Origin of the sequence: Aquipseudomonas alcaligenes NBRC 14159 (assembly GCF_000467105.1) — a bacterium.
Taxonomy (GTDB): Bacteria; Pseudomonadota; Gammaproteobacteria; order Pseudomonadales; family Pseudomonadaceae; genus Aquipseudomonas; species Aquipseudomonas alcaligenes.
Map to the genome: position 1 here is coordinate 22,121 of NZ_BATI01000037.1, position 14,229 is coordinate 36,349.

Consider the following 14,229-nt stretch of genomic DNA (forward strand, 5'->3'; position numbering starts at 1 on the left):
TGCTTACTTCGCAGCCCAGGCGTTGAAGCGCTGCTCCAGTTGCTCGCCGAAGTCGGCCCAGAAGGTCACGTTCATGGCCACCTGGTTGGCGATGTTTTCCGGCGTGGTCGGCATGTCCTTGAGCAGCGCCGGGTCGAGCAGCTCGACGGCCTTCTTGTTGGCCGGGCCGTAGGCGATGTTCGAGGAGTAGACCTTCTGCTGCTCGGGCTGCACGCTGAAGGCGGCGAAGGCCTTGGCGGCGTCGGCATCCTTGGCACCTTTCGGGATGGCCCAGGAGTCGAAGTCGTAGATACCGCCGTTCCACACCACCTTGAGGTTGCTCTCCTTCTGTACGGCGGCGATGCGGCCGTTGTAGGCGGAGCTCATGACCACGTCACCGGAGGCGAGGAACTGCGGCGGCTGGGCGCCGGCTTCCCACCACTGGATGTGCGGCTTGATCTCGTCGAGTTTCTTGAACGCGCGGTCCTGGCCTTCCTGGGTGGCGAGCACGGTGTAGACGTCCTTCGGCGCCACGCCGTCGGCCATCAGGGCGAATTCCAGGGTGTACTTGGCGCCCTTGCGCAGGCCACGCTTGCCCGGGAACTTGGCGACGTCCCAGAAATCGGCCCAGCTGGCCGGCGCGGCGGACAGCTTGTCGGCGTTGTAGGCGAGCACCGTGGACCAGACGAAGAAGCCCACGCCGCAAGGCTGGATGGCGCCTTCGATGAAGTCGTCGGGGTTGCCGAACAGGGCCGGATCGAGCTCCTCGAACAGGCCCTCGTCGCAACCACGGGTCAGCTCGGGCGACTCCACTTCGACCAGGTGCCAGGACACGCTGTTGGTGTCGACCATGGCTTTGACCTTGGCCATCTCGCCGTTGTACTCACCGGCGATCACCTTGCCTTTGCCGGCCGCTTCCCACGGCTGGTAGAAGGCCTTGGTCTGGGCTTCCTTGTTGGCGCCACCGAAGGAAATCACCGTCAGGTCGGCGGCCATTGCCTGGGCCGCGCCGAGCAGGCCGAGGGCCAGGGCTCCGTAACGGGTACTGTGACAGAAGATGCTGCGGAAATTGCTCATTGTTGTTTTCTCCACTGTGCAGGGTTGGTAATGCCTGGCGCCGTCACTCGACGATCAGAGGGTCTAGCGCCCTTACGTGCTCCACGTGCCAGCCGAGCGGCACCACGTCGCCCACGCCCAGGGCGGGGTCGAGCTCGGCGATCGGCTGCTTGACGAAGAAATTGGGATTGCCGCAGACCTCCATGCGAATGCGCACGTGGTCGCCCAGGTAGATGAACTCGGCCACCCGGCCGCTGAAACGGTTGGCGCAGCTCTCGCTGGCGCCATTGATGCGCACCCGCTCGGGACGGATCGACAGGCTCACCGGCTCACCCGGCGTGCCGACCTTCACCGCCAGCGCCTCGACCTGTTCGCCACGGGCGGTGCGCACGGTGCAACGCTCGCCATCACGGCTGACCAGCTCGCCGGCCAGGCGGTTGTTCTCGCCAATGAAGTGGGCAACGAAGGTGTTGCAGGGCGCCTCGTAGAGATCGCGCGGCGGGGCGATCTGCTGGATCTCGCCCTGGTGGAATACCGCCACGCGGTCGGACATGGTCAGCGCCTCGCCCTGGTCGTGGGTCACGTAGACCACGGTCACGCCCAGGCGCTGATGGATGTGCTTGATCTCCATCTGCATGTGCTCGCGCAGCTGCTTGTCGAGCGCGCCGAGCGGCTCGTCCATCAGCACCAGCTGCGGCTCGAACACCAGCGCGCGGGCCAGTGCCACGCGCTGCTGCTGACCACCGGAGAGCTGTGCCGGGTAGCGGTTGCGGAAGTTGTCGAGCTGCACCATGGACAGTGCGCGCTTGACCCGCTCGGTGATGTCGGTCTTGTTCATGCCGCGCACGGTGAGCGGGAAGGCCAGGTTCTCGGCCACCGTCATGTGCGGGAACAGCGCGTAGTTCTGGAACACCATGCCGATGTCGCGCTTGTGCGGCGGCACGTTGTTGATGGCGCGCCCGGCCAGGAGGATCTCGCCGGCAGTGGGCGTCTCGAAACCGGCCAGCATCATCAGGCTGGTGGTCTTGCCGGAGCCGGACGGACCGAGCAGGGTGAGAAACTCGCCCTTGCGGATGTCCAGGTTGAGGTCTTTGACGATCAGGCTTTCGCCGTCGTAGCTCTTCTGCACGCCCTTGAAACTGACGAGCACATCGCTGGAAGCATTCTCGGCCATCACACACCTTTGTTCTTGTTGCCGTGCTGTAAGACTAGAAAGCCCTGCAGCCGGCGCAAATCGGGCGGTATGAGAGATTGCTATAAGGCGGACGGAGGAGGCGCTGTAGGGATCGCCCTACAACGCCCGAGGCAGGGTCAGCGCTCGGCCCAGCGGGCGAAGCGCTCCTCCAGGGCGGCGCCGTTGGCGGCCCAGAAGGCGGCATCCATGCCGACGCCGCCTGCCAGGTTGGCCGGTGCGGTGGGCAGGTTGGCGCTGACCTTGGGGTCCAGCGCGGCGATGGCCTGGCGGTTCACCGGGCCGTAGGCGATCTTCTCGGCGAAGCTGCGCTGCGCTTCCGGCTGGCTGGCGAAGGCGACGAAACGGCGCGCCTGCTCGGCCTTGCTGATGCCCTTGGGCAGCGCCCAGTAATCGAAGTCGTAGATGCCGCCATTCCAGCTCAGGGCCAGCTGCGGCTGTTCGGCCTGAGCCGCGGCGACCCGACCGTTATAGGCCGAGCTCATCACCACGCGACCGTCACCGAGCAGGCGGATCGGCTCCACGCCGGTGCGCCACCAGTGCAGCTGCGGCTTGAGCTGGTCGAGCTTGCGGAAGGCACGATCCTGGCCCTCGGCGCTGGCCAGCACGCGGTACACGTCCTTGGCCGGCACCCCGTCGGCCATCAGGGCGAATTCCAGGTTGTACTTGGCGCCCCAGCGCAGGCCGCGCTTGCCGGGGAAGCGCTGGGTATCCCAGAAATCGGCCCAGCCCTGCGGCGCCCCCTTCAGCTTGCTGCCGTTGTAGGCCAGCACCGTGGACCAGACGAAAATACCGACGCCGCACGGCTGCACGGCACCGGGCAGGTAGTCGGCGGCATCACCGAGCAGGCTGGCATCGAGCTGTTCGAACAGGCCTTCCTCGCAGCCGCGCGCCAGCTCCGGTGCTTCCACCTCGACCACGTCCCAGGACACGTGGCTGAGCTGCACCATCTTGCGCAGCTTGGCCAGGTCGCCGTTGTAGGAGCCGTGCACCACGCTGGTACCGGTGGCCTGCTTGAAGGGTTCGTAGAAGGCGGCGCGCTGCGCCTCCTTGTTCGCCCCGCCGAAGGAAATCACCGTCACGTAGTCGGCGTGGGCCGGCAGTGCGGCCGCCAGCAGACTGCCTGCAAGGTACTTCTTGTACATCTTGTCCCCCATTGCATGGATGCCCTGTGAGCGGGCGAAAGGCGCGCGCCAGAGCGGCCGCCGCGAAAGCTGACCAATCAGCCACGAAGCGACTGCAATGTAAAGAGGAACAAATGAGGTGCTTGTCTCAGATCAACTTGTGCTCGACCGCGTACTTCACCAGATCGGCCACCGAGTGCAGGTTGAGCTTCTGCATCAGGCGCGCCTTGTGGGTGCTGACGGTCTTGCTGCTGACCGACAGATGCTGGGCGATCTCGTTGACCCCCTCACCGCGCACCAGGCGCTCGAACACCGAGAACTCGCGCTCGGAGAGCAGCGAATGCGGCGGCCGCGAATCGGTCAGGCCAACCTCGAAGACCATACGGTCGGCCAGCTCGGGGTCGATGTAGCGCCCGCCCGCGGCGACCTTGCGGATGGCGGTGAGCAGCAGGGCCGGGTCGCTGTCCTTGGTCGCGTAGCCGGCCGCGCCGATCTTCAGGGCACGGGCGGCCATCTGCGCTTCGTCGTGCATGGACAGCACCAGCACGGCCGGCGGATGGGTCAGCGCACGGATGCGCGGAATGGCTTCCAGACCATTAACGCCGGGCATGGAGATATCCAGCAGCACCACTTCGCAGGGCGTGTGGCGCAGGGTTTCCAGCAGCTGTTCACCATTGCAGGCCTCGCCAGCCACCTGCAGATCCTTGGCCAGGCCGATCAGCTGCTTGATGCCCTCGCGGACGATGGTGTGGTCCTCGGCCACCAGTACTCGAATCACGCTACCACCTCTTCATCCAGAGCTACCCGCACCACCAGCGTGGTGCCCTCGCCCGGCGTACTGTCCAGCGCCAGGCGGCCGCCGAGCATCAGCACGCGCTCGCGCATGCCGACCAGGCCGAAGGATTGTGCGCGCTGCGCCTGCGGATCGAAACCCCGACCATCGTCACTGACGCGCAGGCACAGCTCGCCACCCTGCACCTCCAGGGCAATTTCCACCGTGTGCGCCTGGGCATGGCGCAGCACGTTGGTGAGCGCCTCCTGCAGCACACGGAACAGGCCGATGGCCTTGGCATCGGACAGCTGCGGCAGCTGCTCCGGCACCTGCACCAGGCAGGGGATGCCGCTGCGCGCCTCGAAGCGCCGCGCCTGCCATTCGATGGCCGAAGCGATGCCGGCATCGAGGATCGGCGGGCGCAAGGCGGTAGCGACGTCGCGCACCAGCTGGAACAGGTTGGCGATCAGCTTCTTCATGCTGTCCAGACGTACCTGCAGGCCGGGGTCGAGGCCGGCGTAGGCCAGCTCGCACATGGAGGTTTCCAGCTTGAGCACGGTCAGCACCTGGCCCAGCTCGTCATGCACCTCGCGGGCGATGCGTGCCTTTTCCTCTTCGCGCACGCTCTCCAGGTGCGCCGACAGCTCGCGCAGCTGGGCCCTCGACTCGGCCAGTTCCAGCTCGATCGCCTTGTTGTCGCTGATGTCCCACACCACGCCGTCCCACACCACATGCTCGGCGCTCAGCTGGCGGGCGCTGGCCTTGATGTCGGCCCAGCGCACGCGACCGTCGCGGGTAAGGATGCGGCCCTGCCACTGCCAGTCGCCGGCTGCCTCGATGGCGGCATCCTGGGTGGCGTGGTAGGCGGCGCGATCCTCGGGATGGACCAGGCTGCGGATGCCGAAGTCGGTCGCCATGATGGTCGCCGGCGGGTAGCCGACCAGCTGCTCGCTGCCTTCGCTGATAAAGGCGAAGTCCACCAGCGCGCCCGGACGCGGGCGCTCCAGGCGGAACACCAGGCCCGGCACATTGCCGGCGATACCCTTGAGGCGCGCTTCGCTCTCCTCCAGGGCGGCCCGGGCACGGCGGCGCTCGGTAACGTCGGTGAGGTAGACCACCAGGTACTCGGCCTCGCGAAAGCGCAGGAAGCCCAGGGTGACATCGGCCGGCATCGTACTGCCGTCGGCACGCCGGCAGCTGCTCTCGAAACTCAGCGCGCCTTCCTCGTGCTGGCGTACGCGTTTCCACAGGGTCAGCCAGCGGTCCATGCCGAGGGTCGGCTCGAACTCCTGCAGGGCACGGTCGACCATGGCCTGCGGGGTGTAGCCGAGCATCTCGGCGACCGCCTGGTTGGCGTAGCGCACGCGGCTGTCCCAGTTGACCCAGAGGATGCCCACCGTACTGTGGTCGAGGGAGAACTGCGCCAGGCGCAGGGCCTCCTCGGCCACCTCGCGCTGGGCCAGGGTCTGCCGCGCCTCCAGCAGGCGCTTCTCCAGCCGCCCGCGCTGGCGCCGCAGCACGCTGAGCAGGAGGATGCAGACCGCCAGCAGCAGGCCGAGCAGGATGCTCAGGCTGCGCCAGAACAGGGGGGATTCGCCGAGGCCCGGCTTCTTCGCCGTCAGCCAGCGCTGCTGCAGCTGCTCCAGCTGCTCGGCCGGCAACTGGCGCAGGCCGGTGTCGAGAATGGCGCCCAGCTGCGGCCAGTCGGGCCGGGTACCGAAGCGCAGCAGCTGCGGCAAACCGACGTCGGCAATGATCGCCAGGCGTGAGTAGTCGCTCTCCTGGCTCAGCCGGCTGAGCTGCGCCTGATCCACCACCGCGTAGCGCGCCCGCTGCTCGACCACCGCCTGCAGGGCCTGACGCGCCGAGGGCTGGGGTTGCAGGTGCAGGTTGAAGTAGTTGCTGCGCAGGTAGTCGGCCACCATGCTGGGTACGCGCACGGCAATCGGTTCGCGCTCGCTCAGGCGCTCCAGCTCGACGCTGACCTCGCCCAGGCGCTCGCCCACCAGCAGGTGCGGAATACGCAGGTAGGGGTCGCTGTAACGCCACAGGCGCAGGCCCGCGGGCGTCTGCACCTGCCCCGGGGCAAAGTCGATGCGTCCGTCGCGCAGGGCCTGTTCCAGCGCGGCCTGGGTCTCGAAGCTGCGCCAGCTGAGCGTGACGCCCAGCGATGAGGCCAGGGTCTCGGTCAGCTCCACGTTGAGCCCACCCAGCTGTTGCTGGCGCCGCTGATACTCGGCATAGGGCGCCTGCAATACCACCCCCGCGCGCAGCTGCGGATGCTCGGCCAGCCAGGCACGCTGGAGCGCATCCAGCTCACTTGCCCGGCCCAGCAGCGGGCACAGCAGCAACAGCCAACAGACCACACGTATCCTGCGCACGACGCCCATCCACCTCATCAAGCCCGCCCCTACCTTACCTGACAAACCGTGAGGAAGCGCTTAGGCTGCTGAAACCATCCCCCATGTGAAGTGCTGAGATGCGCCGTCCAGTCCTGCCGACACTCCTGGCCCTGAGCCTGACCCTCGCCCTGCCCCTGCATGCCGAGGAAACCACTCCCACGGAACCACCGGCCGAGCCTGCTGCCAGCGAGGCGCCTGCCCCAGCGGAAGTGCCGCGGGTACCGCTGGAAGAGCGCAGCCAGGACAGCGCCGCAGCACTCGAACGTCAGTTGCCCAAGGGCGAGCAACAGATGCTGCAGGCCGGCGACGAGTCGTTCCTGGCGCTGTGGAAACCGGCCAATGCACCGGAGGCCAAAGGTGTGGTGCTGCTGATTCCGGGCGCCGACGAAAGTGCCGACTGGCCGAAAGCGGTCAAACCGCTGCGCCTCAAATTGCCGGACATCGGCTGGAGCACGCTGAGCCTGAGCCTGCCCGACAGCAAGGATGCGCCGCTGCCGGAAGCGGTACTGCCGCGCACGCCCGAGGCGGTGACCGTCGATACCGCCAGCCAGCCTGCCGAGGGCGCCGAACAGGCTCCGAGCGAGACCACTGACGCTGCCGCACCAGCAGCCTCAGCTCCCACGCCGCCCCCCGCGCCAGCTCCGGTCGATCCGGCCGAGCGCATCTTTGCCCGCATCCAGGCCGGCATCGCCTTCGCCGAACAGCAGGACGCCAAGAACATCGTGCTGCTCGGCCATGGCGCAGGCGCCTACTGGGCGGCGCTCTATCTCAAGGAGCGCAAGCCCGAGGCCATCAAGCAACTGGTGGTCGTGGCAGCGCAACTGCCCGCCGGGCAGACTCCGCCCCTGGAGGAGCTGATCCCCGGCCTCAAGCTGGCCACCGGCGACTTCTTCTACAAGGATCAGGCCGCCGACCGTGGCAGCGCCGTGCGACGCAAGCAGGCCGGCAAACGCCTGGCCCATGACGGCTACACGCAGATTGCCCTCAAGGCACTCCCGGGCAATCAGGAGGCGGAACAGGAACAGCTGTTCCGCCGCATCCGCGGCTGGCTGGAGAAGCAGTAGCCGAACTAGCGGAAACCGTGACGCTGGCGTACCAGCTCGTAGGCGACCTGCAGCTCGCGGGTCTTGTCGGTGGCGGCACGCAGCTGGGCGGGAGTCGCACCGGAGCCGGCCAGCTTGTCCGGGTGATGACGGCTGATCAGGCGCCTGTAAGCGCGCTTGATCACCGCCGGCTCGCTGTCCGCCTGCACCCCGAGCAGGCGCAGCGCCGCCTGGTAATCGCTGGTTTTCACCTCGGGCACCTTGCGCGCCGGCTCGTACTCGCTGGCCAAGGCCGCCAGCGCCTCGCGCCGCCAGCCCAGCCAGACCCCCCACTGGCGGATCAGCCGGGCCTCGGCCTCACTCACCCGGCCATCGGCCCAGGCCATGCGCCAGCAGGTACGCAGCAGCGCCTCGCTGCGCTCGGGGCGATGATGCAGAGCCCGCAGCGGCGCGCGCAGTTCACTGTCCTCGAGCTGCTTGCCGCGATTGAAGGCCTGCATGGCACGGCGCCGCGCCGGCTCGTCCAGACCGAGGCGCTGCATCTCGTTGCGCGCGGCCTGGATATGGCTGTCGAGCACCCGCCCGTCACTCTTGGCCAGACGGCCGATCAGCATGAACAGCAGGTCCTCGTCATCCAGCACCGTCGGCTTGCGCCCGAGCAGTTCGCGCAGGTGGTCGAGCGATTGCAGGCGCATGCGCCGATCCAGCACCTGCCCCAGCAAGCCACCCAGCAGCGCGCCGGGAATGCTGGCCAATGCCAGTCCCGCGGCAGCACCGAGCAGGGTCGCCGGCCACAGCATCTCAGGCGCCCGCCATCAGCAGTTGCTCGACTTCCGCCAGGCGCTCGTGGGTGCCGACATCGACCCAGCGCCCACGATGCTGCTCGCCACTCACCTGGCCATCGGCCATGGCCGCACGCAGCAGCGGCGCAAGCGTGAAGGCGCCCGGCTGGCAACCGGCGAACAGCCGCGGATGCAGCACAGCGATACCGCTGTAGGTCAGCGCTGGCTCACCGGCGACGGCATCGCTGACACGCCCCTGGTGCAGGCGGAAATCGCCGGCCTGGTGATGGGCTGGGTTGCTGACCAGCACCAGATGCGCCAGGCCCTCGAGCGGGCGGCGCAGGGTGGCGAAGTCGTAGTCGGTCCAGATATCGCCATTGACCACCAGGAAAGGTTCGTCACCGAGCAGCGGCAGGGCCTTGAAGATGCCGCCGCCGGTCTCCAGCGGCTCACCCTCGGCCGAGTAGGCGATGTGCAGGCCGAAGCGGCTGCCATCGCCCAGGTAATCCTCGATCTGCTGACCGAGCCAGGCATGGTTGACCACCAGTTCGGTGAAACCGGCGGCGACCAGGGCGCGCACATGAAACTCGATCAGCGGCGTGCCGGCGGCACGCACCAGCGGCTTGGGCGTATGCAGGGTCAGGGGGCGCAGGCGCTCGCCCTTGCCCGCTGCCAGAATCATCGCCTTCATGCCGGTTGCACCTCAGGTTGCGGCAGGCTGGCCAGCAGCTCGCCGAGCACGGCCAGTTCCGGCCGGCGCGCCAGCACCGCTTCTATATAGGCAAAGAAGCGCGGCACATCGGCGAGGTACTTGGGTTTGCCGTCGCGATGGCAGATGCGCGCGAAGATGCCGATCACCTTGAGGTGGCGCTGCACGCCCATAAGGTCGCTCATACGCTGGAACTCGGCAAACTCGGCCGGCACCGCCAGGCCGGCCTCACGCGCCAGCTGCCAGTAGCGCTGCAGCCAGGCCTGCACGCGCGCTTCCGGCCAGCTGAGGAAGGCATCCTTGAACAGACTGGTGACGTCGTAGCTGATGGGGCCGTGTACGGCGTCCTGGAAGTCGAGGATGCCCGGATTGGGCTCACTCAGCATCAGGTTGCGCGGCATGTAGTCGCGATGCACGAACACCCGCGGCTGGGCCAGGGCACTGCCCACCAGCAGGTCGCAGATCCGTTGCCACTGGTCGCGCTGCACCTCGTTCAACTCGACGCCGAGGTGACGCTGCAGGTACCAGTCGGGGAACAGCTGCAGCTCGCGGCGCAGCAGGGCATCGTTGTAGGGCGGCAGCGCGTCTGCACCCGGCATGCGCTGGAACCTCACCAGCGCCTGCAGAGCCTGCTCGAACAGCGCATCGGCGTTGTCGGCATTCAGCACTTCCAGCCAGGTCTGCCGGCCCAGGTCGTCCAGCACCAGGAAGCCACGCTCAAGGTCCTGAGCCAGGACGCGCGGCACATGCACACCGCTGTCTGCCAGCAACGCGGCGATGCGCACAAAGGGGCGGCAGTCTTCCTGGGGCGGCGGCGCATCCATCAGAATCAGGCTGCGGCCCTCGGCCTGCCAGCGGAAATAGCGACGGAAACTGGCGTCGCTACTGGCCGGCGTGAGGCTCGCCGGGGGCACCGCGCCCCAGCCTTCGCGCTCGAAAAGGGCTGGCAAACACTGTTCCAGCCAGCTCTGCAGGAGCTGGAGGCGTACATCTTGATCAGGCATTACAGGGGTCTCCGACGGCGCTAGCCGTTGCGCGGGTCATGCTTTATTATCCAGCATCTTTTTCAGCCCATCGAGAGGCGTGCGGCCCCCGCGGGTCGAAGGCGCGCAGGAAGCCCGGAAAAACAAGATGGCAGTAAAACTCCCCCTGTTCCGTAAAAAATTCCCGTTGCTGGTGACCGGCGGCCTGCTGGCTCTGCAACCTCTGGCCTCGCCTTTCGCCGTCGCTGCCGAGCAGTACGACTGCAGCGCCTCCGCCTCCGGCGGCTGGGCCTGCACGCCGAAGAGCAACGCCACTGCCGCGGTGCCGCGTCCGCAGCATAGCGCCAACGCCGTCAGCTCCGCGCCGGCCGATGCCCAGTCCGCCGGCGGCCAGGCCCAGGGCGAGCAGCCGGTCCTGGTGACCGAGAGCGGTGGTCGCGCCCTGCTGAGCCGCAGCGCCGACTACAGCCACCTCGACTGGGTACCGCGCGAGCAGCTGACCGCCGCCCAGCTGGCGGAAGTCGGCCCCTACTGCGAGGGCTCCTACGTCGAGCCGCTGCGCCCGGGGATGAACGACGACACGCCAATGAACGAGTCGCCGACCTTCGTTTCGGCCAAGGCCTCGCGCTACGAGCAGGAAAAGGAAGCCGCTACCCTGGCCGGTGACGTGGTCCTGCGCCAGTCGAGCATGCAGATCGAGGCCGACGAAGCCACCCTGCACCAGGCCGAGAACCGCGGCGAGCTGAAAGGCAACGTGCGCATTCGCGACAACGGCATGCTGGTGGTCGGCGACCGCGCCGAGATCCAACTGGACAATGGCGAGGCCAAGGTCGAGAACGCCGAATACGTGATCCACAAGGGCCACGTACGCGGCAGCGCGCTCTACGCCAAGCGCGAAGAGAGCGCCGTGGTCCGCCTCAAGGACGGCACCTTCACCCGTTGCGAACCGGGCAGCAATGCCTGGCACCTGAAAGGCAACAACGTCAAGCTGGACCCTGCCACCGGCTTCGGTACCGCGACCAACGTGACCCTGCGGGTGAAAGACATTCCGGTCTTCTACACCCCGTACATCTATTTCCCGATCGATGATCGCCGCCAGTCAGGCTTCCTCGCTCCGGGCATCAGCACCGCCAGCGACACCGGCTTCTCGCTGTCGACGCCCTACTACTTCAACCTGGCGCCGAACTACGACGCCACCCTCTACCCGACCTACATGGCCAAGCGCGGCCTGATGCTGGAGGGTGAGTTCCGCTACCTGACCAAGAGCAGCGAAGGCCAGATCGGCGCCGCCTACCTGGATGACCAGGAAGACGAACGCAAGCTGCAGTCCGAGTACGAAGACCAGCGCTGGATGTACAACTGGCAGCACAAGCAGGGCCTCGACTCGCGCCTGCTGGCCGAAGTCGACTACACCGACATCAGCGACCCTTATTACTTCCAGGACCTCAGCAGCGACCTGGAAAACCTGGAAACTCCGGACTTCCTCAACCAGCGCGGCACCCTGACCTATCGCGGCGACAGCTTCGTTGCCCGCTTGAATGCTCACGCCTATGCGCAGACCAGCGTCATCGATATCACGCCGTACGAGCGCCTGCCGCAGCTGACGCTGGACGGGCAGCTGCCGTTCCAGCCGGGCGGTCTGAATTTCTTCTACGGCAGCGAGTTCGTTCGTTTCGATCGTGACTTGCGCAGCGGTGACTTCATCGACGAAGACGGCAATCCGACTCCGTGGTACGACAACAACGTCCGCGGCCTTGCTCGCTCCACCGGTGACCGCATCCATCTCGAGCCAGGCATGAGCCTGCCGATGGAAAACAGCTGGGGCTTCATCAAGCCGAGCCTGAAGTATGCCTACACGCAATATGATCTGGACTTGGACTCCATCGGCAAATCCCAGCTGACGGGCAACTTCCAGGATTCTCCGGACCGCGGCGTACCGATCACCAGCATCGACAGCGGTCTGTACTTCGACCGCAACACCCAGCTGTTCGGCACCAACTTCCGCCAGACTCTGGAACCGCGCGCCTACTACCTGTATGTGCCGGAAGAGGAACAGGACGATATCCCGGTGTTCGACACCGCCGAGTACCGTTTCAGCTACGCCTCGCTGTTCCGCGATAACCGCTTCTCGGGCAATGACCGCATCGGCGACGAGAACAAGCTGTCGCTAGGCGTGACCAGCCGCTGGATCGAAGACAATGGCTTCGAGCGCCAGACCTTCAGCATCGGCCAGGCCATCTACTTCGCCGACCGCAAGGTGCAGATGCCGGACATCGACTACCGCACCCGTGACGATGCGAAGTCCGACTTCTCGCCCTATGCGCTGGCCTACATGTACCGCTTCAACCGCGACTGGCGCCTGACCTCCGACTTCAACTGGGATGGCGAAACCCACCGCACCCGCTCCGGCAGCGTGATGTTCCACTACCAGCCGGAAGACAACCCGAACAAGGTGGTCAACGCCGGCTTCCGCTATCGTGACGACACCATCCGCTATGACCAGGCCAGCGGTACCTGGACCTATGGCAGCGACTTCGGCACTCCGGGCACAGCCAACTACATCAAGGACTACTACAAGATCGAGCAGCATGACGTCTCCGTCATCTGGCCGATGGTCCCGCAGTGGAACGTGATCGCCCGCTGGCAGCACGACTACGCACGCAACCGCACCCTGGAAGCCTTCGGCGGCTTCGAGTACGACAGCTGCTGCTGGAAACTGCGCCTGATCAACCGTTACTGGATCGACTACGACGAAACCAGTCTCAACCCGGACGTCAACGAAGAGCCGGATCGCGGCATCTTCCTGCAGGTCGTCCTCAAGGGGCTCGGCAATGTGCTGGGCGGTAAGACCGAAGGTTTCCTCGAGCAAGGCATTCAAGGTTATCGTGAACGTGAAGAACAAGCTTTCTGATTGCCTGCGCCCGCTGCTGCTGGGCGCAGTTCTCCTCGCCTCCGGCGCCCAGGCGCAGTTCCAGTCCCTCGATCGCGTGGTCGCCATCGTCGACAACGACGTGATCATGTACAGCCAGCTGGATCAGCGCCTGCGTGAAGTCGAGCAGACCATCGCCAAGCGTGGCGGGCAGATGCCGCCACAGGACGTGATGCAGCAGCAGGTGCTGGAGCGCCTGATCGTCGAGAACCTGCAACTGCAGATCGGCGACCGCTCCGGCATCCGCATCACCGACGAGGAACTGAATCAGGCCATGGGCAGCATTGCCCAGCGCAACAACCTGACCCTGGAGCAGTTCCGTGCCGCCCTGTCGCGTGACGGCCTTTCCTACGAGGAAGCCCGCGACCAGGTGCGCCGCGAGATGATCATAAGCCGCGTACGTCAGCGCCGTGTGGCCGAGCGCATCCAGGTCACCGACCAGGAAGTGCAGAACTTCCTCGCCTCCGACCTCGGTCAGATGCAGCTGTCGGAAGATTACCGGCTGGCCAACATCCTGATTCCGGTGCCCGAGGCCTCCTCGCCGGACGAAATCCGTGCGGCGGCGCAGAAAGTCTCCACTATCTATGACCAGCTGCGCAGCGGCGCCGATTTCGCCCAGCTGGCGATCTCCAGCTCCGCCAGCGAAAACGCACTGGACGGTGGCGAGATCGGCTGGCGCCGAGCCGCCCAGCTGCCGCCGACCTTCGTCGAGCTGCTGCGCAGCCTGAACGTCGGCGACATCACCGAACCGGTCCGCACCCCCAGCGGTTTCATGATCGTCAAGCTGCTGGAAAAGCGTGGTGGCGATGCCCAGGTACGTGATGAAGTGCATGTGCGCCACATCCTGATCAAGCCCAACGAAATCCGCAGCGAAGCGGAGACCCAGCGCCTGGTCGAGCGTCTGTACGAGCGCATCATCGCTGGAGAAGACTTCGCCACCCTGGCCAAGAGCTTCTCCGAGGACCCGGGCTCCGCGCTCAATGGCGGCGACCTGAACTGGATCGACCCCAACACCCTGGTGCCGGAGTTCCGCGAAGTGATGGCCAAGACGCCCAGCGGCCAGCTCTCCAAGCCGTTCAAGAGCCCCTACGGCTGGCACGTCCTGGAAGTCATGGGCCGTCGCGCTACCGACAGCAGCGAGCAGTACCGAGAGCAGCAGGCGATGAATGCCCTGCGCAACCGCAAGTACGACGAGGAGCTGCAGGCCTGGCTGCGCCAGATCCGCGACGAGGCCTACGTCGAGATCAAACTCTGACGA

General features: G+C 66.3%; 11 protein-coding genes. 3 read left to right on the top strand and 8 right to left on the bottom strand.

The genetic code is table 11. The annotated features are described in order from the left end of the window. Nucleotides 1-3: 3 nt before the first annotated feature. The 5 genes from PA6_RS18450 to PA6_RS18470 all read right to left on the bottom strand — a co-directional run bounded on the left by PA6_RS18450 (nt 4) and on the right by PA6_RS18470 (nt 6,513). Nucleotides 4-1,056: an ABC transporter substrate-binding protein gene (locus PA6_RS18450; RefSeq protein ID WP_021702483.1), complete on the bottom strand. Its 1,053-nt coding sequence runs from the start codon at nt 1,054-1,056 to the stop codon at nt 4-6. A gap of 43 nt (nt 1,057-1,099) precedes the next feature. Further along, nucleotides 1,100-2,209: an ABC transporter ATP-binding protein gene (locus tag PA6_RS18455; RefSeq protein WP_021702484.1), complete on the bottom strand. Its 1,110-nt coding sequence runs from the start codon at nt 2,207-2,209 to the stop codon at nt 1,100-1,102. 137 nt (nt 2,210-2,346) lie between these two features. Further along, the gene (locus PA6_RS18460) at nt 2,347-3,372 is read right to left on the bottom strand and encodes an ABC transporter substrate-binding protein (RefSeq protein WP_043217013.1); all 1,026 of its coding nucleotides are present in this window, start codon (nt 3,370-3,372) and stop codon (nt 2,347-2,349) included. Nucleotides 3,373-3,499: 127 nt separating this feature from the next. Beyond that, a complete protein-coding gene (locus PA6_RS18465) occupies nt 3,500-4,129 on the bottom strand; it encodes a response regulator (protein ID WP_021702486.1) in 630 nt (209 codons plus the stop codon). Beyond that, the gene (locus PA6_RS18470; RefSeq protein ID WP_021702487.1) at nt 4,126-6,513 is read right to left on the bottom strand and encodes a PAS domain-containing sensor histidine kinase; all 2,388 of its coding nucleotides are present in this window, start codon (nt 6,511-6,513) and stop codon (nt 4,126-4,128) included. Before PA6_RS18470 ends, PA6_RS18465 begins: the two co-directional genes overlap by 4 nt. An 89-nt stretch (nt 6,514-6,602) precedes the next feature. Between PA6_RS18470 and PA6_RS18475 the strand changes: the two genes are divergently transcribed. After that, nucleotides 6,603-7,589 (top strand): alpha/beta hydrolase family protein, encoded by a 987-nt coding sequence (locus PA6_RS18475; protein ID WP_021702488.1) that lies wholly within the window; start codon nt 6,603-6,605, stop codon nt 7,587-7,589. A 5-nt stretch (nt 7,590-7,594) separates the two neighbouring features. Here the strand turns inward: PA6_RS18475 and PA6_RS18480 are convergent, their stop codons facing one another. Genes PA6_RS18480 through PA6_RS18490 form a run of 3 tightly spaced genes read right to left on the bottom strand, consistent with a single transcriptional unit; the run spans nt 7,595 to nt 10,063 of the window. Further along, entirely contained in the window at nt 7,595-8,368 is a 774-nt protein-coding gene (locus PA6_RS18480; protein ID WP_021702489.1) for a TerB family tellurite resistance protein, read from the bottom strand. 1 nt (nt 8,369) lies between these two features. Then, nucleotides 8,370-9,041: an N-acetylmuramate alpha-1-phosphate uridylyltransferase MurU gene (murU, locus tag PA6_RS18485; protein WP_021702490.1), complete on the bottom strand. Its 672-nt coding sequence runs from the start codon at nt 9,039-9,041 to the stop codon at nt 8,370-8,372. Continuing rightward, nucleotides 9,038-10,063 carry an aminoglycoside phosphotransferase family protein gene (locus tag PA6_RS18490; RefSeq protein WP_043217015.1) on the bottom strand — a complete coding sequence of 342 codons (1,026 nt, stop codon included), beginning with the start codon at nt 10,061-10,063 and terminating at the stop codon, nt 9,038-9,040. The genes murU and PA6_RS18490 overlap by 4 nt, the downstream gene beginning before the upstream one ends. 127 nt (nt 10,064-10,190) lie before the next feature. On the opposite strand from PA6_RS18490, the gene PA6_RS18495 reads away from it, so the two are divergent. Together PA6_RS18495 and PA6_RS18500 are read left to right on the top strand one after the other, a co-directional pair. Beyond that, nucleotides 10,191-12,953, top strand: coding sequence for an LPS-assembly protein LptD (locus tag PA6_RS18495; RefSeq protein ID WP_021702492.1), 2,763 nt, complete (start codon nt 10,191-10,193; stop codon nt 12,951-12,953). Then, a complete protein-coding gene (locus tag PA6_RS18500) occupies nt 12,928-14,226 on the top strand; it encodes a peptidylprolyl isomerase (RefSeq protein ID WP_043217016.1) in 1,299 nt (432 codons plus the stop codon). Before PA6_RS18495 ends, PA6_RS18500 begins: the two co-directional genes overlap by 26 nt. Nucleotides 14,227-14,229: the final 3 nt, after the last annotated feature.